Genomic DNA, 24635 nt, shown 5'->3' with positions numbered 1-24635 from the left:
TTTCTGATTTGCCCCACTTGCCCCTGCATGGCCTGATTCGCCCTTGTTCGAACAAGGCAGGCCCATGGAAAACGTTCACGCAAAACCCACCACCGCCGTATGGCTGATGATCAGCGTGGTGCTGGTCGCCCTTAACCTGCGACCGTCGATGGCGGCTGTGGGGCCGTTGTTATCGTCGATTCGCGTGGATGTGCCGTTGAGTTTCAGCAGCGCCGCGTTACTGACCATGTTGCCGGTCATGGCCATGGGCCTGGCGATGTTTGTTGGCATGGGCCTGGCCAAGCGCCTGGGCGAACATCGCAGCATTATGCTGTCGCTGCTGGTGATTGGGCTGGCGACCTTATCGCGGCTGTTGCTGGATTCGGCGCTGGAGCTGATCGTCAGCGCGATTGCCGCAGGGGTCGGCATCGCGCTGATTCAGGCATTGATGCCGACGCTGATCAAGTCGCGATTCAGCGCTGACGTTTCGCTGTTCATGGGCCTGTATGTGACTGCGATCATGGGCGGCGCTGCGCTGGCGGCATCACTCTCACCCTTGGTGCAAGTGCGCACCGGCAGTTGGCGCATCGGCCTGGCGATCTGGGCGGTACTGGCGCTGTTGGCGCTGGTGTTCTGGTATACCCAGCGTTCGGCTCTGCCACCCTTGCCTCAAGCAGAATCGAGCACTCAGGAATCATTATTCAGCAATCGCCGTGCCTGGTTGCTGGCGATCTTTTTTGGCCTGGGCACGGCGTCCTATACCTGTGTATTGGCGTGGCTGGCGCCGTACTACGTCGAACAGGGCTGGAGCGAGCAGAATGCCGGCTTGCTGCTGGGCTTGCTGACCGCCATGGAGGTGATCTCCGGCCTGGTCACCCCGGCCATCGCCAACCGACGCCAGGATAAACGCGGAGTGATCGCGGTGCTGCTGGCGCTGATCATCCTCGGGTTCTGCGGCCTGATCCTAAGCCCGCAACACTGGAGCCTGCTATGGCCTTGCCTGCTCGGCCTGGGTATCGGCGGGTTGTTTCCCATGAGCCTGATTGTGTCCCTCGACCACCTCGACAACCCACGGCGCGCCGGTAGCCTTACCGCATTTGTACAGGGCATCGGTTACCTGATTGCCGGCGTGTCGCCCTTGATTGCCGGAGTGATCCGCGATCAATTGGGCAGCTTTGAAGGAGCCTGGTGGTCGCTGACCGCGGTGACTGTGGTGATGCTGCTGATGGTCCTGCGCTTCAACCCCCGGCATTACGTACGACATATCCGCTGACGTCGTATTACAAACAGTATTTGTCCCACACGAAACATTGAATAGTCCTACAGAGCTTTCTATTGGTACGAGCGTTCCGTTAACATTTTGCCCAGTCTTGTACTGAGTTCGGTACAAAGGGTTTACGGACGAAACCGATGCTAAACAGTAACTCGCTCAGAAAGCTCGATATGCAGGATTTGATGGTGTTTATCGCCGTCTACGACCAGAGCAGCGTTACTGATGTGTCCGAAACGCTGTTCGTCAGCCAGTCCACGGTGAGCTACAGCCTGAAGAAGTTGCGCACCAGCTTTGAGGATGAGCTGTTTATCAACACACGGGCCGGTATGCGTCCGACGTACAAGGCCACCACCATGTACGGGCATGTGCAGAAGATCCTGGAAAGCATCAACCTGTGTCACGCCGGTGGCCAGGCCTTTGACCCGACTCAACAGGCGGTGACCTTCAATGTGTGCGCCCCGGAATACTTCGAGCAACTGATCCTGCCACGGCTGTTGAAGCACTTCGACCATGCCGACCTGCCGGTGATCGTCAATGTGCAGAAGCTGGAAACCGACATTCCCGTCGATGACCTGCGTGAAGGCCGCCTCGACCTGGTGATCTGCTTCGGCCCGCACTTTCATCGCACCCATAAAGACTTCAAAACCCAGATGCTGTTGGAGGATGACCTGGTTTGCGTGTTCGACCAGCGCTCGGCACCCAGGGAGCCGGCGTTCAGCCTGCAATCTTTCGTCGAGCGGCGTCACATATTCCCCACGCCATGGTCCTCCGACACCAACATGATCGACGGCTGGCTCGCACGTCAGGCGCGCAAGCGCCAGGTGATCGCGCGGGCCAATAGCTACAGCGCAGCGTTGAAGATGATTACCGGCACCGACTTCATCGTCACCCTGCCGCGTCGCGTGCAAAAGTTGCTGGCACCGGGGTTCGGTGTGTGCGAAGCACCCAACGGTTTGCCGGGGTTTACCCTGGATATGCATTGGAAGGAAACCAATGGGCAAGACAGTGCCAATAGCTGGTTTCGTGAGCAAGTGGTGAGGGTGTGTGAGGAACAGCTGCAAGCGGCAAGTTGAAGGCGCCAAGCAGTCTCTACAGTTGCTTAGCTTGGAGCCGGGAGCTTGTCACTCATGAACGCCTCCAGCCGCGAACGCATCCAGCGCTCCGCCGGGTCGGTGTCGACGTGGCTGAGCCAGACCATCGACAAATCCAGGGTCGGGGTTTGGAAGGGAAACGGCTCGCAGTACAAATTGCCGCCGGCGGCCATGGCTTGGGCAGTGTAATCCGGCAGGCTGGCGATCATGTCGGTGCCGGCGAGCAACGCCGGCAGCGAACTGTATTGCGGCACCGACAGCACCACATGGCGCTTGCGGCCCACCTCCGCCAGCCACTCATCGGCAAACCCGGCCACGTTGGCAGTGTGGGACACCAGCACATGGGGCCGTGCGCAATATTCATCGAGGGTCAGCGGCGTGTCCGAGGCATCGGCGCGCAGCAGGCAGGGGCGGATATGCCGCAACAGCTTGCGCTTGGCATTTGCCGGCAGGCCGCGGGTCTGGGTGATGCCGACGGTGATATCGCCCGACGCCAGCAAGTCGGGAATGCGCCAGTAATCCACGTGCTGCACCACGAACACCACCTGCGGCGCCTCCTGGCGCAAGGCACGCAGCAACGGCGGCAGCAGGCCGAACTCGACGTCATCGGACAGGCCGATGCGAAAGGTCATGGTACTGATGGACGGATCAAAGTCATGGGTCAGGCTCAGGGCCGATGACAAGGAATCCAGGGCCGGCGACAGGTGCTGGATGATTTCCTCGGCACGGGCCGTGGGCTCCATGCGATGGCCGACACGAATGAACAACGGGTCGTTGAACAAGGTGCGCAGGCGGTTGAGGGCCGAACTGATGGTGGGCTGGCCGAGAAACAGCTTCTCCGCCACCCGCGTCACATTGCGCTCGAGCATCAGCGCTTCGAAGACCACCATCAGGTTGATGTCGGCCTTGCGTAGTTCATTGCGATTCATCGGCGCCCACCCCTCTCCCCAAGACAAGCCGCAGTTTAGAAAGGCCACGGGGCTGCGTCTATGTGCGCGCTGTTCATCGGGCGGTTTGGAGACGATAAATCAGCGCTTGAAGGTTATGTAAGCCTCACAAAACAACTGTGGGAACGGCCTATCCCACTCCCACAGTTGGATTCTATTGGACTTGAAGTCAGGGTTTCAGCGGGCGCTCCTGGTCCCGTTCGGAAAGCTCCGTGCCGTCGTCGGGGTGCTTCCAGGTTTGAGGCTTTTCTTCCTCTGGCCGCCGCCGAGGATGTTCACGTTCTGGCTCATTGTGCTGCTGGTGTTCGTTGCCCATAGCCACCTCCCATCCGTAAGAATTGGACACAAGCTCAAGCATAGAACAGGTCTGAAAAATCGGATGGCCCTTTTGACTGATAGCCAAAACACATCAATGCATCCATATTTGTCACTTATCATTTCTAAATGTGTCAGCCACTATCCCCAGTCTTAAGCGAAACAAGCACTTTAAAAAGAACGCTGGAGACACAAAATCATGACTAGCCCTTCCCGGCCCGCCTCTGCCAGCTCGAAAGTAGGCGCTGTACTGCGCGTTACTTCGGGCAACTTCCTTGAACAGTTCGACTTCTTTCTGTTCGGTTTCTACGCGACCTATATCGCCGCCGCGTTCTTCCCTGCCGCTAATGAGTTTGCGTCATTAATGATGACCTTCGCCGTGTTCGGCGCGGGCTTCCTGATGCGACCACTGGGCGCAATCATTCTGGGTGCCTATATCGATGACGTGGGCCGTCGCAAAGGCTTGATCGTGACCTTGTCGATCATGGCCAGCGGCACGCTGTTGATCGTGCTGGTGCCCAGTTATCACACCATTGGCCTGTGGGCGCCGCTGCTGGTGCTGCTGGGCCGCCTGCTGCAAGGTTTCTCGGCCGGTGCGGAATTGGGCGGTGTCTCGGTTTACCTGTCTGAAATGGCTACGCCGGGCCGCAAAGGTTTCTACACCAGCTGGCAGTCGGGCAGCCAGCAGATCTCCATCGTGGTCGCCGCAGCGCTGGGCTATGGCTTGAACGTGTGGATGGAACCGGCAGTGGTGGCCGATTGGGGCTGGCGTATTCCATTTGCCGTTGGTTGCGTGATCATTCCGTTTATCTTTGTGCTGCGTCGCAACCTGCAGGAAACCGAAGAGTTCGCCAACCGCAAGCATCGCCCGACCATGCGTGAAGTGATGGCGACCCTGGTGAAGAACTGGACCGTAGTCATCGGCGGCATGTTGATGGTGGCCATGACCACCACCGCGTTCTACCTGATCACCGTGTACGCACCGACCTTCGGCAAGACCGTACTGCAACTGAGCACTTCCGATGCCCTGCTGGTGACCTTGCTGGTGGCGGTGTCGAACTTTTTCTGGCTGCCGATCGGCGGCATCCTCAGTGATCGTTTTGGCCGCAAACCGGTGCTGATCGCCATGACCGTGCTGACTGTTCTTACTGCTTATCCAGCGCTGTCCTACGTGGTCAACGCGCCAAGCTTTGCGCACATGCTGGAAACCCTGTTGTGGTTCTCCTTCCTCTACGGCCTGTACAACGGCGCAATGATCCCGGCGCTGACCGAAATCATGCCGGTGGAAGTGCGCGTGGCGGGTTTCTCCCTGGCTTACAGCCTGGCGACTGCAGTCTTCGGTGGCTTCACGCCGGCGATTTCCACCTGGTTCATCCACATCACTGAAGACAAGGCATCTCCCGCCTATTGGATGATGTTCGCCGCACTGTGTGCGCTGTGTTCAACCCTGGCGTTGTATCGCCACGCCAATACCCGTGGCCAAGTCATGCAGGAGGCGGTGCAATGAAGCCTTTGTTCAAATCCCTCACTGCCGTCGTCCTCGGCGCCCTGGCGCTGACGGCCCAGGCCGAAGAGCTCAAGGTGATGACCTCTGGTGGCTTCACCGCCGCCTATAAACTGCTTGGCCCGCAATACGCCAAGCAAAGCGGTGACACCCTCGACACCATTCTCGGCCCGTCCATGGGCAAGGCGCCGGAAGCGATTCCCAACCGCCTGGCCCGCGGCGAGCACGCCGACGTGGTGATCATGGTCGGCTACGCCCTGGATGAGCTGATCAAGCAAGGCAAGGTCGACCCCGCGTCCCGCGTGGAACTGGCCGATTCGCGCATTGGCCTGGTGGTGAAGGAAGGCGCGCAAAAACCTGCGATCAATACCGACGCCGAACTCAAGGCCGTGCTGAGCAAAGCCAAATCCGTGGCGTACTCGGACAGCGCCAGCGGTGTGTACGTCGAGAAAGAGTTGTTCAAGAAACTCGGTATGCCGGCCAAAGGCACCATGATCGAACGCGTGCCGGTGGGCGAGCAGGTGGCCAAGGGTGACTACGAAGTGGGCTTGCAGCAGGTGGCTGAATTGTTGCCGGTCAAGGGTGTGACGTTTGTCGGCAAGATCCCGGAAAACGTGCAGTCGGTGACACGCTTTGCGGCGGGCATTCCGGTCAACGCAGAACACCCGGACGAAGCCAAGGCGCTGCTGCAGTTCATGGCCTCGCCCGAAGCTCAACCGGTGGTGCAATCCACCGGCCTGGACTCGGTGTCACGCTGACCGAAACGGCATCTCCCGCACCAATCGCTCCAACTCCAGCGCCGCAGGCGGCAGTGTCCGCCCGCGGCGCTTGATCAAGCCCACATTGCGCATCACCTGCGGCTCTACCAGCGGCACACTCACCAGAATCGGGTGCTCGCACGCCGGCATCGCAATCGACGGCACCATCGCCACGCCCAGCCCCGCCTCCACCAGCCCGATCATGGTGGTCACGTGGTGGGTCTCGCAGATACTCGGCTTTTTCACCCGCACGCCACGCAGCGCCTGGTCGAGCAGGAAGCGGTTGCCCGAGGTTTTGTCCACGCTGATGTAGTCGTGTTCATAGGCCTCGGTCCAGGTCACGCTCTCACGCGTGGCCAACGGATGGTCACGCCGACAGGCAAGCACATAGCGTTCCTGCAACAACAGCTCGAACTCGACCTCGTCGGCCAGGCTACCGCTGAAGCTCACGCCGAAATCCGCTTCACCGCTTGCCACCGCATTGCTCACTTCGCCAGCACTGGCATCCAGTACCCGCAAGCGAATCTTCGGATACAGCTTGTGGAATTCGGAGATCACGTGGGGCATGAAGTAATACGCGGTAGACGGCACACAGGCGATGGTGACGTTGCCCATGCGTGTGGACGCGACGTTGCTGATGCCCATCAAGGCGATGTCAAGATCGTCGAGCATTCGCTCCACCTGGGGCAAGAAGGCACGACCGACCATGGTCAGACTGACCCGCCGTGTGGTGCGTTCGAACAGCTTTACATCCAGGGCGGATTCAAGCTTCTCGATGCGTCGGCTGAGGGCCGGCTGCGAGATACGGATGGCCTCGGCGGCGCCACGGAAACTGCCCTTGTCTACCACGGCGCGGAAGGCTTGGAGGTCGTTGAGGTCGAAATTGATGATCACGGGAGGCAGGCCAGAGTGGTCGGGGTGACGAGCATTATCGTATGGGAGTCGATGCGATGCCATGCGAGCCGGGGCGGCTTTATCGAGATAATCCTGTTACAGATATCAAGTCATACATTTCAGCAGCTTATCGGCCACCTGCGGCCACGCGCTCGCCAAAACGGGTCAATACTTGCGGCCTGACCTACACAACTGGAGACGCGACACCCCATGCAAACCTACCCCTTCTGGATGGGCGACGAGACGCCGGATATCGGCATTGATCAGTTGCTTCTTGCATCGCGCCAATGGTCAAGTAGGATTGAATCCTACTCACTTCTGGCGGACATCCCAATGCGCTCAACCCAGCAAATGAGCATCACCTTGCCCCTTGAAATGGCGGCCCTGGTCAAAGCCAAGGTGGCTGCAGGCGAATATGCCAGCGAAAGCGAAGTGATTCGCGACGGATTGCGGGTGCTGCTGGCACGTGACCGTGCCATGGAAGACTGGCTGAGGGACGAAGTCATCCCGGCAGCGACCGCTCTTGAGGCACAGCCTGAGCTCGGGTTATCTGCAGAACAGGTTCGCGAGCATATGGCAGCCAGGCGTCAGCGCAAAGGCATCGGGAACGCGTGAGCTACTCGGTGGTTTTTTCGCCTGAAGTCCTGACGCAACTCGATGCCCTTGAGGATTACATCTGCGATGCCGGCTCCCCCTTGGCAGCGACGCGCTTTATCGACAATCTCGTCAGCTACTGTGAAAGCCTCGCCCTGTTCCCCTTGCGTGGCACGCGCCGTGACGACCTGCTTACAGGCTTGCGCATCACGCACTATCGTCGCAGCACCATCATCGCGTTCAGGGTGAGGGGAACGACTGCTCATTGATAGACGAAAAGCCTGCTGAAAGCTGATCGGCAGGCTTTTAGCGTTTAATCGACTGATAGTTTCTCCCACGCCGCTGGCGCACTGAAAAACGCCTGCGCGTTACTGTCCAGCGTCTGCAGGTGATAACCCCCCTCCTGCACGATCAGGCACGGTAACCCCAGCCCTCGAATGCACTCTCCCAGCCGCGCAAAGCCTTCCCGCGTCACCGCGACCTTGCTTTGCGGGTCCAACTCGTAAATATCAAAGCCCAGTGACAACACCAGCACATCCGCCGAGAAATCCTTCACCGCTGCCAGGGCCAGCTCCAGCTTTTCGAAAAACAGCGCTTCGCCGGCACCGTGGGGCATGGGCAGGTTGAGGTTGAACCCTGAGCCTGGGCCATCGCCTTTTTCTTCGGCAAAGCCCGCCACCCCGGGATAGAAGTTGGTGGGATCGCCATGGATCGACGTGTAGAGCACGTCATCGCGCTGGTAGAAAATCTCCTGGATGCCTTGGCCGTGGTGCATGTCGGTATCGAGCACCGCGACGCGCTGGAAGCTTTTGCGTAACGCTTGCGCAGCCACCGCCGCATTATTGATGTAACAGAAGCCGCCCGCCGCATCGAAGCGGGCGTGATGCCCCGGTGGTCGGCACAAGGCGTAGGCGGCTGGCGCGCCATCGAGAATGGCCTGGGCAGCGGCGACGGCGCTTTGGGCTGACCAATACGCCGAGCGCCAGGTCAGTTCACCGATCGGGCAACTGCCATCAGCCAGGTAACGTGCCGCCTGGGCCAGAATGCCGCGCAGGGCGTTGGGCTCGCGCACGAAGATGTTGGACATGACTTCGTCGCCCCAGTCTTCGGGGATTTCCTTCCAGCGCTGGTGAGCTTCTTGGAGAAAATCCAGATATGCAGCGCCGTGCACGGCGAGCAGCGGTTCCATACCGTAGTCGCTCGGTTGCTGGATATCAAAGCCCAGCGTTCGCGCAGCCAGCAGCAGGTTGCGCGCACGCTCGGGGACCTCCTGTGGCGTGCGCATCTGGCCACGAGAGTAGTAGCTGCGTGGGTGATGCAGCAGTTGTTCGGGATGGAAAAACGTATTCATAGGATGCTCCTGGATAAACACAGAACCTGTGGGAGCTGGCTTGCCTGCGATTGCGCACGGTCAGAGCACAATGTACTGCCTGCTTCACCGCTATCGCAGGCAAGCCAGCTCCCACATGGGCACGGCGTCAGCCTTTAGAAATGAACCTGGCCGGCGCGTTTCAACACGGCGTTGAGCAATACATCGGTGCCCTGGCGCACGTCTTCAGGCAAGACGTCTTCGGCTTCGTTGTGGCTCAGGCCACCGACACAGGGGATGAAGATCATCGCAGTCGGGCAATAGCGCGCCAGGTGGATAGCATCGTGGCCGGCACCGCTGATGATGGTCTGCTGGCTGTAGCCCAGAGCATCCACCGACGCTTGCACACAGGCCACGCACTCAGCATCGAACGGCGTGGCCGGGCTGATCCAGTGCGGTGTGATAGTCACGCTGAGGCCACGGTTATCGGCAATCGCCTGCAGGCGTGCGCGCACTTGTTGCTCCATGGCGTCGATATCGGCGTCGCGGTGATGGCGCAGATCGACAGTGAAGTCGAGCACACCGGGAATGGTGTTGCGCGACGACTTGGCGATGCTCAATTCACCCACAGTGGTCAGGCCATGCGGGGCAAAATCGGCAGCGAGGTTTTCCAGGGCCTGGATCATTTTTGCGGCGCCATACAACGCGTCTTTGCGCAGCGCCATCGGCGTGGTGCCAGCATGGGCAGCCATGCCTTCGACCCGCACGTCGAGCCAGCGAATCGCCTGGCCGCCGGTCACCACGCCGATACTGTTGGCGTTGTCTTCCAGGATCGGGCCTTGCTCGATATGCGCTTCGAAATACGCGTCCACCGCCCCACCCAATGCACGCTCGCCGTTATAGCCGGTGGTGCGCAACGCCTCGGCCACGCTGATGCCATCGCCATCAGTGGTCGCCAACGCCTTGTCCAGCGCCAGGGCACCAGTGAACACCGCGGAGCCCAGCATCGCCGGGGTGAAACGCGCGCCTTCTTCGTTGGTCCACACTGCGATTTCCAGGGGCTTGCGCGTCTGGATGCCGTGGTCGTCGAGGCTGCGGATCACCTCCAGGCCGGCCAATACGCCGTACACGCCATCGAAGCGCCCGCCTTCGGGCTGGGTATCGAGATGGCTGCCGATCATCACCGCAGCGGCGTCATTGTCGGTACCCGCACGACGGGCGAACAGATTGCCGATGGCATCCACGCTCAACGTCAGGCCAGCCGCTGTACACCAGTGGCTGAACAGCTCGCGACCGGCCTTGTCTTCGGCGCTCAACGCCAGGCGGCAGCTGCCACCGCGTGCAGTCGCGCCGATCTCGGCCATGGCCATCAAGCTATGCCACAGGCGCTCGCCATTGATCTTCAACATTGCTGACTCCTTCAACTGTGTGCCATTTCCAGGCGGTGAGCCGTGGCGTGGCGACGGGACAAGGCCAGCACGCACACCAACGAGACCGCCGCGATCACGCTGTAAAACACTGCCATCGGCCACCATTGGCCCAGGTATTGATGGGCCAGCCAGGTGCCGATCAACGGTGTCAGGCCGCCGGCCAATGCGCCGCATACCTGGTAAGCCAGAGAGATCGCGGTGTAGCGCACACGGGTTTCAAACAGGCCGCTGACAAAGCCTGCGATGACGGCATAGAACGACGCCATGCACACCACCGCGAGGGCAATGCCGAGGATGATCAACGGCGCCTGGCCACTGCTGACCAGAACGAACATCGGATACGGCGAGGCCATCGCCAGTACGCACATGGCGCACAGGAACCGTGTAGCGCCGACCTTCTCTGCCACCCAGGCGGCCAGTGGCTGAACGCAGAACTGGATAATGGCGACGAAGAACAGGCATTCCAGAATCAGCGAGCGCGGCAGGTTCAGTTGCTGAGTGCTGTAGGCAATCATGAAGGTGTTGGTGAAATACACGCCGGCAATCCCCAATGTGTTGGCGCCAATGCACAACAACAGTGGACGCCAAGCGGTCTTCAGCACTTCCAGCACGGGGGCTTGGTCCTTCTTGATCGCCCGCGCTTTTTCCGCCAGGGCCTTGTCTTCGAGGAACTCCGGCGACTCATTTACACCCAGGCGAATCGCCAGGCCGACGACCAACAGCAAGGCACTGGCCAGGAACGGCAGGCGCCAGCCCCAACTGAGCAGGTCTTCTTCCGGTAAGCGGGTCACCGCGCTGAACGCCAGCAGGGAAAGAATCAAACCGGCCGGGCTGCCCAACTGCGCGAAGGATGCAAAGAAGTTACGGCGCCCCTTTGGCGCATGTTCCCCGGCCATCAACACCGCCCCGCCCCACTCACCGCCCACTGCAATGCCCTGCACTACCCGCAGCAGTATCAGCAGCACCGGTGCTGCGGCGCCGATCTGCGCATAGGTCGGCAACAGGCCGATGCACACCGTGACCACGCCCATCATCACGAGGGTGATCACCAGGGATTTCTTGCGGCCGATGCGGTCGCCGATATGGCCAAACACAATGCCGCCCAACGGCCGCGCAAAAAAGCCCACGGCGAAGGTGCCGAACGCAGCCATGGTGCTGAACAATTTATCGTCGGAGGGGAAAAACAGCTGACCGAACACCAGCGCCGCAGCGGTGGCATAGATGTAAAAGTCGTACCACTCGATCATGGTGCCGATAAAAGCGGCGGCCGCGGCACGGCGAGGCTGCGGCGAAGCGGAAGGCTTCATGGGGCTGGCTCCTTTGGTTATTTTTTTGGCAGGAGAAGGTCGAACCGGTGCGCTCTGATGGCGCTTGTTGAGCCCGATTTTTCGGCCTGGGGCTATGATTAGTCAATTTTCTATTTATTATCTTGATTATAAATACTGCTTATTATCGAGCGACACCATGCCCGAATCCCGCCGCGATATTCACCCCCTGCTCAACGACCGCCTGGACTGGAACCTGCTGCGCACCTTCCGCGTGATCGGCCAGGAACTGAGCATCAGCCGCGCCGCAGCGCGCCTGCACCTGACGCAACCGGCCATCAGCCAGGCGCTCAAGCGCCTGGAGGAACAGCTGGATTGCCAGCTCATCGTACGTCGCGGCCCGCGCTTCGTGCTCACCGAGGCAGGTGAACAGATTTTCGCGATTGCCGGCGAGATGTACGGCCAGGTTTCGCAAATGAGCAACGCCCTGCAAAAGCCCGGCGATGAAGTGATCGGCAAAGTGCGCTTGCTGATGATCAGCCGGATTAATTCCGACACTTTCGATGACTTTCTCGCCAGCTTTCATCGCGAACATCCGCGGGTCGATCTGGAAGTCGAAGTGATGCGCAGCTCCGACATCGTCGCCGCCCTGCTGGAAAAAACCGCGACCCTGGGGTTGAGCCTCAATCGTCGGCCTCAGCCGCGCCTGGAACAGCACCTGTTTCTGCGTCAGCGCTACGCGTTCTTTTGCGGAAAACATCACCCATTGTTCGGGCGCACAAACCTGGCCGAGGGGGATTTGCAGTCGGAAAACTTCGTGAGTTTTACCAGCGACCAGATTGGCGGGATGCTCTCGCCGCTGACGATTTTCCGTGATCAGCAAGGCTTCGGTGGGCGGATCGTGGCGTCATCCTCCAGCCTGGAAGAAGTGCGGCGTTTGGTGATTGCCGGGTTTGGTTTGGGTTGCTTACCGACTCATGTGGTGGCGGACGATGTGAAAAACGGGCTGCTGTGGCGGTTGCCGCCGGATGAGGGGATTGCGGATGTGGATATTCACCTGTTGTGGAATCGCGAGCAGAAGATGAGTCGGGCGGAGGGGGTGTTTATTGAGTGTCTTATGGGGCGGTTGGCCGACGTATAATTGGCCACATCCTGCGTGTCAAAAAGCAGTTACAACTCACTGGATGCACGTCGAAGCACGCACGGCTAGGATTGCAGTCAACTAAGCCAATGGCGTACATTAGCGATGATTTTCATAGAGACGTCAGTCTTCACCCGTCGCGTTAAAGAATTGATCGACGAGGATGCCTACACGGCTCTTCAGAACGTGTTGGTAGTCAACCCTTCTGCTGGCGATGTAATCGAGGGTACGGGTGGAGTTCGCAAGATACGAGTAGCAGCCAAGGGCCATGGCAAACGAGGCGGGGCGCGGGTGATCTATTACCACTTCGTCTCGGCATCACAGATTGTTCTACTGATGATCTATCCCAAAAATGAACAGCAGGACTTGACTGCCGACGAGCGCAAGTCACTGAAGGCTGCGATTGAGCACTGGAGATAGCTATGAGCAGATTTTTTGATGAATTGATGGAAAGCGTTCAAGAGATGAACGAGATCCTGCGCGGAGAACGCGAACCTTCTCGTGAATTCCATGTTGATTCAATGCGAGTCAAAGAGATCCGTAAGGCGACAGGGCTGACCCAGGCTAAATTCGCAGCGCTGATTGATGTGCAACTTGGCACATTACGTAACTGGGAGCAGGGTCGTCGTGAACCTACCGGACCAGCAAAGGCATTGTTGAAAGCTATCCATAATGACCCAGTCCATGTACTGAATGCGTTGGCTAGCTAAAATAAGACTCCACTGCTGCGCCTTAAACATCGTCATAACCGGAAAAGCTCGGAGCTGACTCAGCGACGGGCTTTTTCGTTTGTACGGCAGATTTAAGGCTCTTTAAAATCTCACATCGATACCACTGATGATTACTATCGAAACGAGCGCCTGAACGATTGCCGCCACTGATTCCTATAATCGCTCCAAATTCCCTCCTCGCCTGGCTTCAGGCGACATTCCTCCCGGAACCCAATCCCATGCCAAGCGCGAGCCAGGCCCCTAGCGGGCTTCCCGAACATAATCAACAAAGCGTCAAACAGCAGTGGCTGGCGATTCTTTCGGTCGCCGTGGGTGCCTTCGCCCTGGTGACCAGTGAATTCCTGCCGGTGGGCGTGCTCAACGACGTCGCCAGCGACCTGGGCATCAGTGCCGGTCACGCCGGATTGATGGTCACATTGCCCGGCATCATGGCCGCCCTCGCCGCGCCGTTTCTGTCGGTCAGCATTGGCGCCATGGACCGTCGCTATCTGCTGATTGGCCTGACACTGGTGATGATCATCGCCAACTCGGTGGTGGCCTTCGCCACCGATTTCAGCCTGCTGCTGTTCGGCCGCGTATTGCTCGGCATCAGCATCGGCGGCTTCTGGGCCACGGCCATTGCCCTCAGCGGGCGGCTGGCGCCCAAAGGCGTTGGGGTTGCGAAAGCCACCTCGATCATCATGATGGGCGTGACCCTGGCCACCGTCCTGGGCGTGCCTGTGGGTACCTGGCTCAGCGGCCTGATGGGCTGGCGCATGACCTTCCTCGTCACGGCGTTGGTGGGCATTCCGGTGCTGCTGGCGCAGATCTTCCTGCTACCGCGACTGACCCCGGAAAAGGCCATTGAGATTCGTGACTTGCCCGCGTTGTTTATCAACCCACAGGCGCGAGTCGGCTTGATCGCTGTATTGCTGATCGGCCTGGCGCACTTTGCTGCGTATACCTATGTCGCGCCCTTCTTCAAAAACAGCTCCGGCTTTGACGGCCCGACAATTGGTTCATTGCTGCTGCTCTATGGCGTAGCCGGGGTAATGGGCAATGTTTTTGCCGGTTTCGCCGCTAACCGCAGTGTACGTCACACCCTGCTGCTGGTTGCGTTGATGATCGGTACCAGCACCGCACTGTTCCCCTACTTCGCCACCGGCCTTTCCGGCGCCTCGATGCTGATCGCACTCTGGGGTTTCGCCTTCGGCGCCTTCCCAGCCTGCGCCAGTATCTGGATGTTTGTGGTGGCGCCCAAGGATGTAGAGCGCGGCATGCCACTGTTTGTGGCGCTGTTTCAGGTGATCATCGCCCTGGGTTCGTTCTTTGGCGGGCGCATCGTCGACCAGATGGGCAGCTCGGTGTTGTTGAGCCTGGCCACGGTGTTGGTAGGGTTCGGGTTTGCGACCGTGCTGGTGTTGGGGCGCAAGGTCAGTAATAACCTGGTGGCACAGCCTGCCTGACCGGGTTGTATGCGCAAAAAAGCCTGCTGAGCGTTGAGTTCAGCAGGCTTTTTTCGTTTCAGGGAGCAGGTATTTATTTGGCCGTGGGGAAATCACGCTCGAGGACAGCATCCACCAAGGCTTGCGCGTTCTCGATCAATTGAGCCAGGGCCATGATCACGGGCGACTGCGTGCTGTCTGGATCTTCGGCGCATTGGTAGGCGGTTTGAAGGGCGGATGAGAGGATTTCGGTGGCGTTTGTGAGGGCTTCTTCGGTGCGGACATCATCGGCTACGCAAAAGATTTTGCGTGCTTGCCCTTCGGTAGAATCAGCGGTGCTCTTCTTCATGATGTAACTCCACGTTATGAAAAGAAGCTACCACTCCCTGCTGTCAAACAGGATTGGGTGGCAGCTGTACGCGGGTTGACAGACCGGAAACGTGGAAACCCGGCGCACCCGAAGATGCCCCACGCACAGCCGCCATAACAAATGGGCACAGACAGACGCCTGGAACCAGTTTGGGGATGCACAGAGATCGCACGTTATTCGGCCTGTCAAAACCGGTCGCCATGAGGACGACGGCGGAAGATTAGCGCCCTACCCCAGTCAACGCAACCCTGCTCGAAAACTGCCAAACCTGCACAACGTAAGCACCTGTTTCGGAAAAGCTTGGTAACGAGAATCCCCACCGGGAACCTTGTGTGCATAAGCCTGCGAGCTAGTCTCAAAAAGTCGCCGCCGTGGCGACATACTGTCAAGGATGCTGATATGCCAACGAGATATCGCGATGCGGTCACAGGTGAATACGTAACCGAGCAAGAGGCGAAGAAAAGACCAAGGGAAACAGTGAAGGAAACCGATAAAAAGCGCCCGGCAAAGCCGACGGCCAAGAAGTAGGATCAACAGATGAGAGCGACTGCCGTATGTCCAGACAGACTTGCCAATGAAACCCGATTGCCCCAATGTAATGACCAACGTCATTACACAAGGAGCTATCCCTTGGCATCTATCAACATCCGTATCGATGACGACCTGAAAGCTCGCGCCTACCTTGAGCTGGAGAAACTCGGTGTCACCCCTTCCGAACTGATACGTCAGGCGTTGCAATATGTTGCCGAACGCGGCCAGTTGCCATTTAAGCCTGTCCTCATGACTGAAGAGGATGAAGCCTTGATGGCGACCGTACGTGAGCGCCTTGCGTCGCCTCAACGCGTGAGGGTTTCTTTGGATGACCTATAGCCTTGATTTTGATGCGCGTGCATTGAAGGAATGGCAGAAACTCGGCGACACCCTCCGTCAGCAACTCAAGAAGAAGCTGATGGAAATCCTGAACAACCCACGTATTGAGGCTAACCGCCTACATGGCCTGCCTGACTGCTACAAGATCAAACTGCGTAGTAGCGGGTACAGGCTGGTCTATCAAGTGATAGATCAGGAAGTGACCGTGTTCGTGGTCGCTATTGATAAACGTGAACGAGATCAGGCTTATCGCAAAGCGTCTGAGCGCCTTGATCAGCGCTAGGCAGGACTGGAAAAAATCACTGAAGCAGTCGTAGATAAAGGCTGGAAACGAAAAAGCCCCGCAGCTTATTCAGCTACGGGGCTTTCTCTATGTAATGGCGGAGAGATAGGGATTCGAACCCTAGGTACCGGTGAAGGTACAACGGATTTCGAATCCGTCCCATTCGGCCACTCTGGCATCTCTCCAACGGCGCGCATCATAACAGCATGATTGATGGATGCAAAGCGCCGAAGCGATTTTTTTCCGTGCTATCAGATGCTTGCGTCGATTACAGCGGTACGCCGAGACGATTGGCGACTTCTTCGTAGGCTTCGATCACGTCACCGAGGCCCTGGCGGAAGCGGTCTTTGTCCATCTTTTTCTTGGTGTCCTTGTCCCACAGGCGGCAGCCGTCCGGGCTGAATTCGTCGCCCAGGACGATGGAGCCGTCGTGGAACACGCCGAATTCGAGCTTGAAGTCCACCAACAACAGGCCTGCGTCGTCGAACAGCTTGGTCAGCACGTCGTTGACCTTGAGGGACAACTCTTTCATGCGCGCCAGTTGTTCAGCGGTGCCCCAGCCGAACGCCACGACGTGGGATTCGTTGATGAACGGGTCGCCCTTGGCGTCGTCCTTCAGGAACAGTTCAAACGTGTAAGGGTTGAGCTTGAGGCCCTCTTCCACGCCCAGGCGCTTGACCAGGCTGCCGGCGGCGTAGTTACGCACGACGCATTCCACCGGGATCATGTCGAGCTTCTTGACCAGGCACTCGTTGTCGCCCAGCAGTTTGTCGAATTGGGTCGGGATACCGGCCGCTTCAAGCTTCTGCATGATGAAGGCGTTGAACTTGTTGTTCACCATGCCCTTGCGATCAAGCTGTTCGATGCGCTTGCCGTCGAACGCCGAGGTGTCGTTGCGAAACAGCAGGATCAGGCGGTTGGCGTCGTCGGTCTTGTACACCGACTTGGCTTTGCCGCGGTAGAGTTCTTCACGTTTTTCCATGATGGGCTCCGCTTTGAGTAAGGTGGGCTAGGCGATGTGTCGCCAATCGAGCCCTGAATCTTGATCGGCCAGTTGCAGCCAGTCCGGGTCGCACCCGAGGGTGTCGACAAAACATTGCCGGGCAAGCGTCGGCAGGTTGTTCTTGCTGCTGAGGTGAGCCAGGACCAGGTGTTGCAGGTCTTGCCAGCCCAACTCATACACCAGGTACGCCGCCTGGTGATTGTTCAAATGTCCCAGCTCGCCGCCCACCCGCTGCTTGAGAAAGTAAGGGTAGTGACCGCGCGCCAGCAGATCCCTGCAGTGGTTGGACTCGATCATCAAGGCATCGAGGTCCCGGTAACCGTCCAGCACCCTGGCGCAGTAGGAACCCAGGTCGGTCAGCACGCCAAAACGCCGCTGGCCGTCACTGAATACGTATTGCGTAGGCTCCTGGGCATCGTGGGCAACCGCGATGACATTGATGCTCAAGGCACCGATTTGCAGTTGCTCGCCACCGGCCAGAAAACCTGCCGGCTCGATGGGTTTGCGCATCCCGCGCAGCGTGCCGCGGCTCATGTACACCGGTAGATTGTAGCGCCGAGACAGTAAACCCACGCCATGCACGTGGTCGGCATGTTCGTGGGTGACCAGAATTGCGCTCAACTGCGTGGGGTGAACCCCGAGGCGCAGCAGGCGTCGCTCGGTTTCTCTTAACGAGAAACCACAATCGACCAGCACATACGTGTCATCGTGGGCGACCAGCGTACCGTTCCCTTGGCTACCGCTGCCGAGAACGGCAAAACGCACCGAATCAGCCCAGGTTGTCTTGAATCACGCCCAACACTTTGCGCGCTGTTTCAGCTGGCGCGACGGTGTTGATGTTCTTCTCGACGGTGACTTGCACGCTTTCGCCAACCTTGCTCAAACGAACCTGATAACGCTCGGCACGGGTTTCGATCTCTTCCTTGGTCGGCGCGCTGCCGAACAGTTTGCCGAAGAAACCTGGCTCGTCGTCTTTCTTCTCGGCCTTTTCAGCCACGTTGATGTAGTACAGGCCCAGGCTGCGGTTAATGTCTTCAACGCGCCAAGGGCCTTGCTCCAACGCACGGCCAACACTGGCCCAGGCACGGTCGAGGTCTTCACCCAGGTTGAGCACCACGTTACCGCTGCCGTCTTCGGTGAGGCTGACGCGGTTAGGGGTGTCGTAGTCACGGGCGGCGAGCAGGGAAACGGAACCGCCCTTCTCGGAGATACGGCTCATGCTGGCGAGCATCTCGTCGACCAGCGCGGCATCGACGCCGGTGTTGACCGAACGCGGGGTGAAATCGACGTTGGCCGTGCTGCCGGCAGGGCGCTCGGCGCTGACCACATAGACTTCACTGGTATTGCGCTGCACGCCTGGCTCGATGCGCACACGCACACGGGCCTCGCTGTCGGCGGCTACACCGCCGGCCAGCAGGCGCTGAGCCATGTTGGCGGACAACTCGCGGCCTTGCTGCCACGCCGTGGTGAATTCACCGGTTTGCGGGCGTTGCTGGTCGAGACGGAAACCGTTGTCCTGGAAGAACTGCACTGCCACCGGCCAGACTTCGGCAGGTGGGCGCTGAGCCACGATCCAGCGGTTGTCGCCACTTTTCTGCAGGCTGTAGTCGCTGGCATCGGCCACTGCCGTGATCGGCTGCGGGCGTGGTACTACGTACTCGCCCTTGACGGTGTCGTCGGCGACGTTGCGTGGGATCGGCAACAAGGGGTCAAGACGCTTGGCGACATTGACATCAGGCGGCAACTGCATCGGTTTGGTTGCTTGCGCTTCCAGGTAATCGCTGCCGCGGTCACGGAAGTAGCCTTCCGGGCCCCATACCCAACCGCAGCCGCTGGTGCTGGAGATAATCAAGGCAAGTGCGGAAAGTCCGGCCAATCGCTTCATGCGTAGTGCTTCCTCAATTAAACCAGGACGCCGGACTGGCGCAGGGCCTGTCGCAGCGGTTCGTGACAGGCTTCGCTGAGCCGGGTGAGCGGCAGACGGATACCGTCCGGCATCAGGCCCATCTCAGTCAGCGCCCATTTCACGGGAATAGGATTGGATTCGATAAACAGTGTCTTGTTGAGCGGCATCAGCTTCTCGTGGATCGCACGGGCCGTCGCGGCATCGCCGGCGATAGCGGCGGCGCACATTTCGCTCATGGCACGCGGAGCCACGTTGGCGGTCACGGAGATGTTGCCCTTGCCACCCAGCAGGATCAGTTCGACAGCGGTGGCGTCGTCACCGGAATACACCAGGAAGTCACTGCTCACGCCGGCCAGGATGTCCTTGGCGCGCTGCAGGTCGCCAGTAGCTTCCTTGATACCGATGATGTTCGGCACGGTGGACAGGCGGATCACGGTCTCGGCCTTCATATCGCACGCGGTACGACCCGGTACGTTATAGAGAATCTGCGGGATCTGGACGGCTTCGGCGATGGCTTTGAAGTGCTGGTACAAGCCTTCCTGGGTCGGCTTGTTGTAGTACGGGGTCACCAACAGGCACGCATCGGCGCCGGCTTTCTTGGCGTTGCGGGTCAGCTCGATCGCTTCGCGCGTGGAGTTGGCACCCGTTCCGGCGATCACGGCGATGCGGCCCGCAACGCGCTTGACCACGAACTCGATCACCTGGATGTGTTCTTCCACATCGAGGGTGGCCGATTCACCTGTGGTGCCGACCGCCACGATGGCGTTGGTGCCCTCTTGCAGGTGGAAGTCCACCAGTTTGCCCAGGCTGTCCCAGTCGAGACGACCTTGTGCATCCATGGGTGTGACCAGTGCCACCATACTGCCCGCAATCATGCAACCGCTCCTGCCGGAAAAAGAGAGCCGTAATGGTACTGGCGCCAAGATGCTTGTACAAGCGAAGTACCGCGTGAGGATGCGTTCTGGAGCAACTAAACGTCGGGCAATGCCATCATTGGGCCAAAGCACCGCTTCAAGCCGGCCGATCACGCAATGAAAACGCCACCTCCTAGCCCTTGGCGACGCTTTTCGCTACCCTTGATCCTTTGATCGATACGGCCCACACAGTATTGACCGCTCATCGCTTTAGGAAGGCTGCATGTCCACCCCCACAGTTCGCGAACAATTCCTTGTTATCAGTGCCCTCGGCGCCAACCCCATGGAGCTGACCAACGTCCTGTGCCGCGCCAGCCATGAGAACCGCTGCGCGGTCGTGACCTCGCGCCTGACTCGCCACGGCGAGTGCAGCGCGCTGGTCTTGCAGATTTCCGGCTCCTGGGACGCATTGGCGCGCTTGGAAACCGGCCTGCCGGGCCTGGCCAAAAAGCACGACTTCACCGTCAATGTCGTGCGCAGCGCCGCCCTGGAAAATCGCCCACAGGCCTTGCCTTACGTGGCGTACGTCAGCTCGGCCTACCGCTCGGACATCGTCAACGAGTTGTGCCAGTTCTTCATCGACCACAACGTCGAGCTGGAAAACCTGACCTGCGACACCTACCAGGCGCCTCAAACCGGCGGCACCATGCTCAACGCCACGTTCACCGTTACCCTGCCGGCCGGCGTACAGATCAGTTGGTTGCGCGACCAGTTCCTGGATTTTGCCGATGCCCTGAACCTGGACGCGCTGATCGAGCCATGGCGCCCACAGAACCCAATGTAAGGAAAGACTCATGCCGGTAGCCATCGATAAACCCGTCGCCGATTTCGAAGCCCAGGCCACCAGCGGCCAGACTTTCAGCCTCGCATCTCTCAAGGGCAAGCAAGTGGTGATCTACTTCTACCCCAAGGACAGCACCCCGGGCTGCACCACTGAAGGCCAGGGCTTTCGTGACCAGTACGCAGCTTTCCAGGCCGCCAACACTGAAGTGTTTGGTGTGTCGCGTGATAGCGTGAAGTCCCACGAGAACTTCAAGGCCAAGCAGGAGTTTCCTTTCGAGCTGATCAGCGACAAGGACGAAGCGGTCTGCCAGCTGTTTGATGTGATCAAGCTCAAGAAGCTGTACGGCAAGGAATACCTGGGCGTGGATCGCAGCACCTTTCTGATCGACAGCGAAGGCGTGCTGCGTCAGGAATGGCGCGGCGTGAAAGTGCCGGGGCATGTGGATGCCGTTCTGGCGGCGGCGCAGGCGCTGAACAAGGCCTGATTATTCGTCGATAAGGCCGTCAGGCCTTGCGCAACCAATACCGGTACACACCCTCGGCGTCTTCTTCATGCTCCAGGGTGTGGCCGGCGAGTTTGGCAAAGGTGCGGAAGTCACGCTGGGAGCCAGCGTCGGTGGCGGTCACCTTGAGCACCGCACCGCGGGCCATTTTATTGAGTTCCATCTTGGCCTTGAGCAAGGGCAACGGGCAGTTGAGGCCGCTGGCATCAAGTTCGGCGTCAAAGGCTAAGGCGTCGGTCATGGTGTTACTCCAGGCAAACATTCGGGTTGCTTAGAATATCTGGTCCCAAGCGCAGTGTCCGGCTACAGTAAGCTCTTTGTCGAAAGGCTTTGTGCATGACTTTTTTGCGCCCTACCCTGCTGACGCTGGCCTGCCTGCTGGCCTCCCCGGCCTTCGCTGACGAGCTGCCGTCACTTGGTGACGCCAGTTCTGCCATTGTCTCGCCCCAACAGGAATATCAACTGGGCCGCGCCTGGCTGGCCTATTTGCGCGGTCAGGTGTCGCAGCTTAACGACCCGCAACTCAAGGACTACGTAGAAACCAGCGTGTACAAGCTGGTGGAAACCAGCCAGGTCAACGATCGGCGCCTGGAATTCATCCTGATCAACAGCCCGCAGCTCAACGCCTTTGCGGCACCCGGCGGGATCATTGGGGTGAACGGCGGCTTGTTCCTCAATGCCCAGACCGAAGGTGAATACGCGTCGGTACTGGCCCACGAACTGGCGCACTTGTCCCAGCGTCACTTTGCCAGGGGCGTGGAAGCCCAGTCACGCATGCAACTGCCAATGATGGCGGCGCTGCTTGGCGGCATTATTGCCGCCGCCGCGGGTGCCGGCGATGCGGGTATCGCCGCGATTGCCGGCTCACAAGCGGCTGCGATCCAGGAGCAGCGCCGGTTCTCCCGGCAGAACGAACAAGAGGCAGACCGCATCGGCATCCTCAACCTGGAGAAAGCCGGCTACGACCCGCGGTCGATGCCCACCATGTTCGAACGCCTGATGCGTCAGTACCGCTTCGATGCCAAGCCACCGGAGTTCCTGTTGACGCACCCAGTGACCGAATCGCGTATTGCCGACACCCGCAACCGCGCCGAACAGGCCAAACTCGGCGGCAAGGAAGACAGCCTGCGCTATCAACTGATTCGCGCACGCGTGCAATTGAAATACGAAGACACGCCTGGCCTGGCTGCCAAGCGCTTCCAGGCGCAGTTGGACGACAACCCCAAAAACGATGTAGCGCGTTATGGCCTCGCCATTGCGCAGATCAAGGGAGTCCAACTCAAGGAAGCACGGGAGAGCCTGGCACCGCTGCTGGCCAAGGCGCCCAACGACATCACCTACAACCTGGCGCAGATCGAGTTGGACATTACCAACAACCGCATGGCGGATGCCCAGCAACGGACTGACCGTATGCTCACCCAGTACCCCAGCAACTATCCGCTGAACCAGGTGCGGGTAGACCTGCTGCTCAAGCAGAACCGCACCGCCGATGCCGAAAAGGCGCTGGATGGCTTGCTCAAGTCACGCCCCGACGATCCGGACGTGTGGTATCAGGTGGCCGAAACACGCGGCCTGTCCGGCAACATCATCGGCCTGCATCAGGCCCGCGCCGAATACTTCGCACTGGTGGGGGACTTCCAGCAGGCCATCCAGCAACTGGACTTTGCCAAGCGCCGCGCCGGCAGTAATTTCCCACTGTCCTCACGTATCGACGCACGTCAGCGTGAGCTGATCGAACAGGAACGCCTGGTGAAAGGGATGATGAGCTAAACCCGTCACCCACAAAAAAGCCCCGCTGCCGTTAACCGGCAGCGGGGCTTTTTGTTTCTATTGCAATGCAGGCTTGACGATTACTCGGCCAACTTGAAGGTAATGAAGCTGGCACGACCTTGACGCAGTACGCGCATCGACACCGAACGGTTCTTCGGCAACGCCTTGGCGATGTCGGTGAACTCCTTGGTGGTGTTGATCGCCTGATTGTTCAGGTGAGTGATCACGTCGCCCGGCTGGAGGCCGATCAAGGCGGCTGGGCCGTCCTGAACTTCCTTGATCACCACACCGCTTTGCAGGTCAAACGTCTTCTTCTGCTCGGCGGTCAGTTCAACCACGGCGATGCCCAGGCGGTTACTGCTGCGCTCTGCACCCGGCTTGGCATTACCCAGGGCATCCAGCGTCGCGCCTTCTTCCGGGATCGCACCAACGGTCAGCTCTACGTTCTGGCGCTTGCCGTCACGAATCACTTCCAGTTTGGCTTTGCCGCCAGCCTTGAGCGCGCCGACCAGATGAGGCAGGTCCGCCGACATGACGATGGGTTGGCCGTTCATGCTCAGAATCACGTCGCCGACTTTCAGGCCGCCTTTGGCCGCTGGACCATTGTCCTGGATTTGCGCTACCAGAGCACCGGCTGGCTTGTCGAGGCCGAAGGATTCAGCCAGGTCCTTGTTGACTTCCTGGATCACTACGCCCAACCAGCCACGGCTGACTTTGCCACCGCTTTTGAGCTGATTGGAGACGTCCATGGCCACGTCGATCGGGATCGCGAAAGACACGCCCATGAAACCACCGGAACGGGTGTAGATCTGTGAGTTGATGCCTACCACTTCGCCAGCCAGGTTGAACAATGGCCCCCCAGAGTTGCCCGGGTTGATCGGCACGTCGGTCTGGATAAACGGTACGTAGTTTTCATTCGGCAGGCTGCGGCCGATAGCACTGACGATACCCTGGGTGACGGTATGGTCAAAGCCGAACGGCGAACCGATCGCGACGACCCATTGCCCGGCCTTCAAGTCCTGGGATTTGCCCAGCTTGAGAACCGGCAGGTCCTTGCCATCGATTTTAAGCAAGGCTACGTCGGAACGCGGGTCGGTACCGATCAGCTTGGCCTTGAGCTCACTGCGATCAGCCAGGCGCACGAGGATTTCGTCGGCATCGGCAATCACGTGGTTGTTGGTCAGGATATAGCCGTCAGGCGAAATGATGAAGCCCGAACCCAGGGATTGGGCTTCGCGCTGACCACCGCCACCACGAGGGGTGCGCGGTTGCGGCATACCGCGCTCGAAGAACTCGCGCAGCATGGGCGGCAAGCCTTCCAGGTCGGGCATCTGCTGGTTCGAAACTTTGCGATCCGGCAGTTTCTGGGTGGTACTGATATTCACCACCGCCGGTGAGGCTTGCTCTACCAGTTGGGTGAAGTCAGGCAGCTCAACTGCTTGCGCAGGTAAGGCCTGACCCAGTACCAGCACTGTGGCGACTATGGATAGGTAAGACTTCAAACGTGGTATCGACATACAGCTCCCGTTACGACGAGCAGGGTTAAGCGACAGGGTCCAATAAACGCCGAATGCGGCA

Annotated in this window: 28 protein-coding genes and 1 tRNA gene; 15 read left to right on the top strand and 14 right to left on the bottom strand. The window is 59.3% G+C overall.

Annotated elements, in window-relative coordinates; all coding sequences use genetic code 11:
• Nucleotides 1-64 precede the first annotated feature (64 nt).
• Together FW800_RS01340 and FW800_RS01335 are read left to right on the top strand one after the other, a co-directional pair.
• The gene (locus tag FW800_RS01340; protein WP_446436811.1) at nucleotides 65-1252 is read left to right on the top strand and encodes a cyanate transporter; all 1188 of its coding nucleotides are present in this window, start codon (nucleotides 65-67) and stop codon (nucleotides 1250-1252) included.
• 137 nt (nucleotides 1253-1389) lie between these two features.
• Nucleotides 1390-2325 carry a LysR family transcriptional regulator gene (locus FW800_RS01335; protein WP_248128163.1) on the top strand — a complete coding sequence of 312 codons (936 nt, stop codon included), beginning with the start codon at nucleotides 1390-1392 and terminating at the stop codon, nucleotides 2323-2325.
• Nucleotides 2326-2351: 26 nt separating this feature from the next.
• Here FW800_RS01335 and FW800_RS01330 read toward each other — a convergent pair whose 3' ends face one another.
• Nucleotides 2352-3272, bottom strand: coding sequence for a LysR substrate-binding domain-containing protein (locus tag FW800_RS01330; RefSeq protein ID WP_032877255.1), 921 nt, complete (start codon nucleotides 3270-3272; stop codon nucleotides 2352-2354).
• 187 nt (nucleotides 3273-3459) lie between these two features.
• Nucleotides 3460-3606: a hypothetical protein gene (locus FW800_RS01325; RefSeq protein ID WP_187432754.1), complete on the bottom strand. Its 147-nt coding sequence runs from the start codon at nucleotides 3604-3606 to the stop codon at nucleotides 3460-3462.
• A gap of 198 nt (nucleotides 3607-3804) precedes the next feature.
• Between FW800_RS01325 and tcuC the strand changes: the two genes are divergently transcribed.
• Entirely contained in the window at nucleotides 3805-5112 is a 1308-nt protein-coding gene (gene tcuC / locus FW800_RS01320) for an MFS transporter (RefSeq protein WP_148852369.1), read from the top strand.
• Nucleotides 5109-5867: a substrate-binding domain-containing protein gene (locus tag FW800_RS01315; protein ID WP_446436810.1), complete on the top strand. Its 759-nt coding sequence runs from the start codon at nucleotides 5109-5111 to the stop codon at nucleotides 5865-5867. Before tcuC ends, FW800_RS01315 begins: the two co-directional genes overlap by 4 nt.
• Here the strand turns inward: FW800_RS01315 and FW800_RS01310 are convergent.
• Nucleotides 5859-6761, bottom strand: coding sequence for a LysR family transcriptional regulator (locus tag FW800_RS01310; protein ID WP_057701145.1), 903 nt, complete (start codon nucleotides 6759-6761; stop codon nucleotides 5859-5861). The two genes, FW800_RS01315 and FW800_RS01310, sit on opposite strands and share 9 nt — an antisense overlap.
• 210 nt (nucleotides 6762-6971) lie before the next feature.
• Here FW800_RS01310 and FW800_RS01305 point away from each other — a divergent pair, with 210 nt between their 5' ends.
• Together FW800_RS01305 and FW800_RS01300 are read left to right on the top strand one after the other, a co-directional pair.
• Nucleotides 6972-7376, top strand: a complete 405-nt coding sequence (locus tag FW800_RS01305; protein ID WP_446436809.1) for a ribbon-helix-helix domain-containing protein — start codon at nucleotides 6972-6974, stop codon at nucleotides 7374-7376.
• Nucleotides 7373-7624, top strand: coding sequence for a type II toxin-antitoxin system RelE/ParE family toxin (locus FW800_RS01300; RefSeq protein WP_446436808.1), 252 nt, complete (start codon nucleotides 7373-7375; stop codon nucleotides 7622-7624). Before FW800_RS01305 ends, FW800_RS01300 begins: the two co-directional genes overlap by 4 nt.
• Nucleotides 7625-7668: 44 nt before the next feature.
• Here the strand turns inward: FW800_RS01300 and FW800_RS01295 are convergent, their stop codons facing one another.
• The 3 genes from FW800_RS01295 to FW800_RS01285 form a co-directional block, all read right to left on the bottom strand.
• Nucleotides 7669-8706 (bottom strand): histone deacetylase family protein, encoded by a 1038-nt coding sequence (locus FW800_RS01295; protein ID WP_446436807.1) that lies wholly within the window; start codon nucleotides 8704-8706, stop codon nucleotides 7669-7671.
• A gap of 134 nt (nucleotides 8707-8840) precedes the next feature.
• Entirely contained in the window at nucleotides 8841-10073 is a 1233-nt protein-coding gene (locus tag FW800_RS01290) for a Zn-dependent hydrolase (protein ID WP_446436806.1), read from the bottom strand.
• Nucleotides 10074-10084: 11 nt separating this feature from the next.
• The gene (locus FW800_RS01285) at nucleotides 10085-11401 is read right to left on the bottom strand and encodes an MFS transporter (RefSeq protein ID WP_078820591.1); all 1317 of its coding nucleotides are present in this window, start codon (nucleotides 11399-11401) and stop codon (nucleotides 10085-10087) included.
• Between the two features lie 157 nt (nucleotides 11402-11558).
• On the opposite strand from FW800_RS01285, the gene FW800_RS01280 reads away from it, so the two are divergent.
• From FW800_RS01280 to FW800_RS01265, 4 genes are all read left to right on the top strand, one after another.
• Nucleotides 11559-12500 carry a LysR family transcriptional regulator gene (locus FW800_RS01280; RefSeq protein WP_216090883.1) on the top strand — a complete coding sequence of 314 codons (942 nt, stop codon included), beginning with the start codon at nucleotides 11559-11561 and terminating at the stop codon, nucleotides 12498-12500.
• A gap of 105 nt (nucleotides 12501-12605) precedes the next feature.
• A complete protein-coding gene (locus FW800_RS01275) occupies nucleotides 12606-12920 on the top strand; it encodes a type II toxin-antitoxin system RelE/ParE family toxin (protein ID WP_057022036.1) in 315 nt (104 codons plus the stop codon).
• 2 nt (nucleotides 12921-12922) lie between these two features.
• Nucleotides 12923-13210 (top strand): NadS family protein, encoded by a 288-nt coding sequence (gene nadS, locus FW800_RS01270; RefSeq protein ID WP_003189536.1) that lies wholly within the window; start codon nucleotides 12923-12925, stop codon nucleotides 13208-13210.
• 239 nt (nucleotides 13211-13449) lie between these two features.
• Nucleotides 13450-14676, top strand: a complete 1227-nt coding sequence (locus FW800_RS01265; protein ID WP_032877262.1) for an MFS transporter — start codon at nucleotides 13450-13452, stop codon at nucleotides 14674-14676.
• Nucleotides 14677-14749: 73 nt separating this feature from the next.
• On the opposite strand, the gene FW800_RS01260 is transcribed toward FW800_RS01265, so the two are convergent.
• Nucleotides 14750-15004, bottom strand: coding sequence for a DUF6124 family protein (locus tag FW800_RS01260; protein WP_032877263.1), 255 nt, complete (start codon nucleotides 15002-15004; stop codon nucleotides 14750-14752).
• A 651-nt stretch (nucleotides 15005-15655) separates the two neighbouring features.
• Here FW800_RS01260 and FW800_RS01255 point away from each other — a divergent pair.
• Both FW800_RS01255 and FW800_RS01250 read left to right on the top strand, forming a co-directional pair.
• Nucleotides 15656-15895 carry a type II toxin-antitoxin system RelB/DinJ family antitoxin gene (locus tag FW800_RS01255; protein ID WP_014717442.1) on the top strand — a complete coding sequence of 80 codons (240 nt, stop codon included), beginning with the start codon at nucleotides 15656-15658 and terminating at the stop codon, nucleotides 15893-15895.
• A complete protein-coding gene (locus FW800_RS01250; protein WP_057022032.1) occupies nucleotides 15885-16178 on the top strand; it encodes a type II toxin-antitoxin system RelE family toxin in 294 nt (97 codons plus the stop codon). Before FW800_RS01255 ends, FW800_RS01250 begins: the two co-directional genes overlap by 11 nt.
• 95 nt (nucleotides 16179-16273) lie before the next feature.
• Here the strand turns inward: FW800_RS01250 and FW800_RS01245 are convergent.
• The 5 genes from FW800_RS01245 to dapA all read right to left on the bottom strand — a co-directional run bounded on the left by FW800_RS01245 (nucleotide 16274) and on the right by dapA (nucleotide 19962).
• A tRNA-Ser gene (locus tag FW800_RS01245) sits at nucleotides 16274-16363 on the bottom strand.
• An 83-nt stretch (nucleotides 16364-16446) separates the two neighbouring features.
• Nucleotides 16447-17160, bottom strand: coding sequence for a phosphoribosylaminoimidazolesuccinocarboxamide synthase (gene purC / locus FW800_RS01240; RefSeq protein ID WP_005786030.1), 714 nt, complete (start codon nucleotides 17158-17160; stop codon nucleotides 16447-16449).
• Nucleotides 17161-17187: 27 nt separating this feature from the next.
• Nucleotides 17188-17946: an MBL fold metallo-hydrolase gene (locus FW800_RS01235; protein ID WP_446436805.1), complete on the bottom strand. Its 759-nt coding sequence runs from the start codon at nucleotides 17944-17946 to the stop codon at nucleotides 17188-17190.
• Nucleotides 17947-17950: 4 nt separating this feature from the next.
• On the bottom strand, nucleotides 17951-19066 hold the full coding sequence (gene bamC, locus FW800_RS01230; RefSeq protein WP_005786026.1) for an outer membrane protein assembly factor BamC: 1116 nt from the start codon (nucleotides 19064-19066) through the stop codon (nucleotides 17951-17953).
• 17 nt (nucleotides 19067-19083) lie between these two features.
• The gene (gene dapA / locus FW800_RS01225; protein WP_005786024.1) at nucleotides 19084-19962 is read right to left on the bottom strand and encodes a 4-hydroxy-tetrahydrodipicolinate synthase; all 879 of its coding nucleotides are present in this window, start codon (nucleotides 19960-19962) and stop codon (nucleotides 19084-19086) included.
• Between the two features lie 262 nt (nucleotides 19963-20224).
• Here dapA and FW800_RS01220 point away from each other — a divergent pair, with 262 nt between their 5' ends.
• Entirely contained in the window at nucleotides 20225-20785 is a 561-nt protein-coding gene (locus FW800_RS01220; protein ID WP_003189463.1) for a glycine cleavage system protein R, read from the top strand.
• Nucleotides 20786-20795: 10 nt separating this feature from the next.
• Complete coding sequence (locus tag FW800_RS01215) at nucleotides 20796-21269, top strand: peroxiredoxin (protein ID WP_446436804.1); 474 nt, start codon at nucleotides 20796-20798, stop codon at nucleotides 21267-21269.
• A gap of 19 nt (nucleotides 21270-21288) precedes the next feature.
• Here FW800_RS01215 and FW800_RS01210 read toward each other — a convergent pair whose 3' ends face one another.
• Nucleotides 21289-21528 (bottom strand): sulfurtransferase TusA family protein, encoded by a 240-nt coding sequence (locus tag FW800_RS01210; RefSeq protein WP_078820544.1) that lies wholly within the window; start codon nucleotides 21526-21528, stop codon nucleotides 21289-21291.
• 95 nt (nucleotides 21529-21623) lie between these two features.
• Between FW800_RS01210 and FW800_RS01205 the strand changes: the two genes are divergently transcribed.
• A complete protein-coding gene (locus FW800_RS01205) occupies nucleotides 21624-23057 on the top strand; it encodes a M48 family metalloprotease (RefSeq protein WP_032877266.1) in 1434 nt (477 codons plus the stop codon).
• Nucleotides 23058-23137: 80 nt separating this feature from the next.
• On the opposite strand, the gene FW800_RS01200 is transcribed toward FW800_RS01205, so the two are convergent.
• The gene (locus tag FW800_RS01200) at nucleotides 23138-24574 is read right to left on the bottom strand and encodes a DegQ family serine endoprotease (protein WP_005786015.1); all 1437 of its coding nucleotides are present in this window, start codon (nucleotides 24572-24574) and stop codon (nucleotides 23138-23140) included.
• Nucleotides 24575-24635: the final 61 nt, after the last annotated feature.

The sequence above is a fragment of the Pseudomonas sp. 910_23 genome, from assembly GCF_052850795.1.
Note: the sequence above shows the minus strand (reverse complement) of the source record. Positions and strands in the feature narration are given on the sequence as shown.

Excerpts from the sequence above, each read along its gene's own strand:
- FW800_RS01340 (WP_446436811.1), top strand. The coding sequence starts at position 65 with ATGGAAAACGTTCACGCAAAACCCACCACCGCCGTATGGCTGATGATC.
- FW800_RS01335 (WP_248128163.1), top strand. The coding sequence starts at position 1,390 with ATGCTAAACAGTAACTCGCTCAGAAAGCTCGATATGCAGGATTTGATG.
- FW800_RS01330 (WP_032877255.1), bottom strand. The coding sequence starts at position 3,272 with ATGAATCGCAATGAACTACGCAAGGCCGACATCAACCTGATGGTGGTC.
- FW800_RS01325 (WP_187432754.1), bottom strand. The coding sequence starts at position 3,606 with ATGGGCAACGAACACCAGCAGCACAATGAGCCAGAACGTGAACATCCT.
- tcuC (WP_148852369.1), top strand. The coding sequence starts at position 3,805 with ATGACTAGCCCTTCCCGGCCCGCCTCTGCCAGCTCGAAAGTAGGCGCT.
- FW800_RS01315 (WP_446436810.1), top strand. The coding sequence starts at position 5,109 with ATGAAGCCTTTGTTCAAATCCCTCACTGCCGTCGTCCTCGGCGCCCTG.
- FW800_RS01305 (WP_446436809.1), top strand. The coding sequence starts at position 6,972 with ATGCAAACCTACCCCTTCTGGATGGGCGACGAGACGCCGGATATCGGC.
- FW800_RS01295 (WP_446436807.1), bottom strand. The coding sequence starts at position 8,706 with ATGAATACGTTTTTCCATCCCGAACAACTGCTGCATCACCCACGCAGC.
- FW800_RS01290 (WP_446436806.1), bottom strand. The coding sequence starts at position 10,073 with ATGTTGAAGATCAATGGCGAGCGCCTGTGGCATAGCTTGATGGCCATG.
- FW800_RS01285 (WP_078820591.1), bottom strand. The coding sequence starts at position 11,401 with ATGAAGCCTTCCGCTTCGCCGCAGCCTCGCCGTGCCGCGGCCGCCGCT.
- FW800_RS01280 (WP_216090883.1), top strand. The coding sequence starts at position 11,559 with ATGCCCGAATCCCGCCGCGATATTCACCCCCTGCTCAACGACCGCCTG.
- FW800_RS01275 (WP_057022036.1), top strand. The coding sequence starts at position 12,606 with ATGATTTTCATAGAGACGTCAGTCTTCACCCGTCGCGTTAAAGAATTG.
- nadS (WP_003189536.1), top strand. The coding sequence starts at position 12,923 with ATGAGCAGATTTTTTGATGAATTGATGGAAAGCGTTCAAGAGATGAAC.
- FW800_RS01265 (WP_032877262.1), top strand. The coding sequence starts at position 13,450 with ATGCCAAGCGCGAGCCAGGCCCCTAGCGGGCTTCCCGAACATAATCAA.
- FW800_RS01260 (WP_032877263.1), bottom strand. The coding sequence starts at position 15,004 with ATGAAGAAGAGCACCGCTGATTCTACCGAAGGGCAAGCACGCAAAATC.
- FW800_RS01250 (WP_057022032.1), top strand. The coding sequence starts at position 15,885 with ATGACCTATAGCCTTGATTTTGATGCGCGTGCATTGAAGGAATGGCAG.
- purC (WP_005786030.1), bottom strand. The coding sequence starts at position 17,160 with ATGGAAAAACGTGAAGAACTCTACCGCGGCAAAGCCAAGTCGGTGTAC.
- bamC (WP_005786026.1), bottom strand. The coding sequence starts at position 19,066 with ATGAAGCGATTGGCCGGACTTTCCGCACTTGCCTTGATTATCTCCAGC.
- dapA (WP_005786024.1), bottom strand. The coding sequence starts at position 19,962 with ATGATTGCGGGCAGTATGGTGGCACTGGTCACACCCATGGATGCACAA.
- FW800_RS01220 (WP_003189463.1), top strand. The coding sequence starts at position 20,225 with ATGTCCACCCCCACAGTTCGCGAACAATTCCTTGTTATCAGTGCCCTC.
- FW800_RS01215 (WP_446436804.1), top strand. The coding sequence starts at position 20,796 with ATGCCGGTAGCCATCGATAAACCCGTCGCCGATTTCGAAGCCCAGGCC.
- FW800_RS01210 (WP_078820544.1), bottom strand. The coding sequence starts at position 21,528 with ATGACCGACGCCTTAGCCTTTGACGCCGAACTTGATGCCAGCGGCCTC.
- FW800_RS01205 (WP_032877266.1), top strand. The coding sequence starts at position 21,624 with ATGACTTTTTTGCGCCCTACCCTGCTGACGCTGGCCTGCCTGCTGGCC.
- FW800_RS01200 (WP_005786015.1), bottom strand. The coding sequence starts at position 24,574 with ATGTCGATACCACGTTTGAAGTCTTACCTATCCATAGTCGCCACAGTG.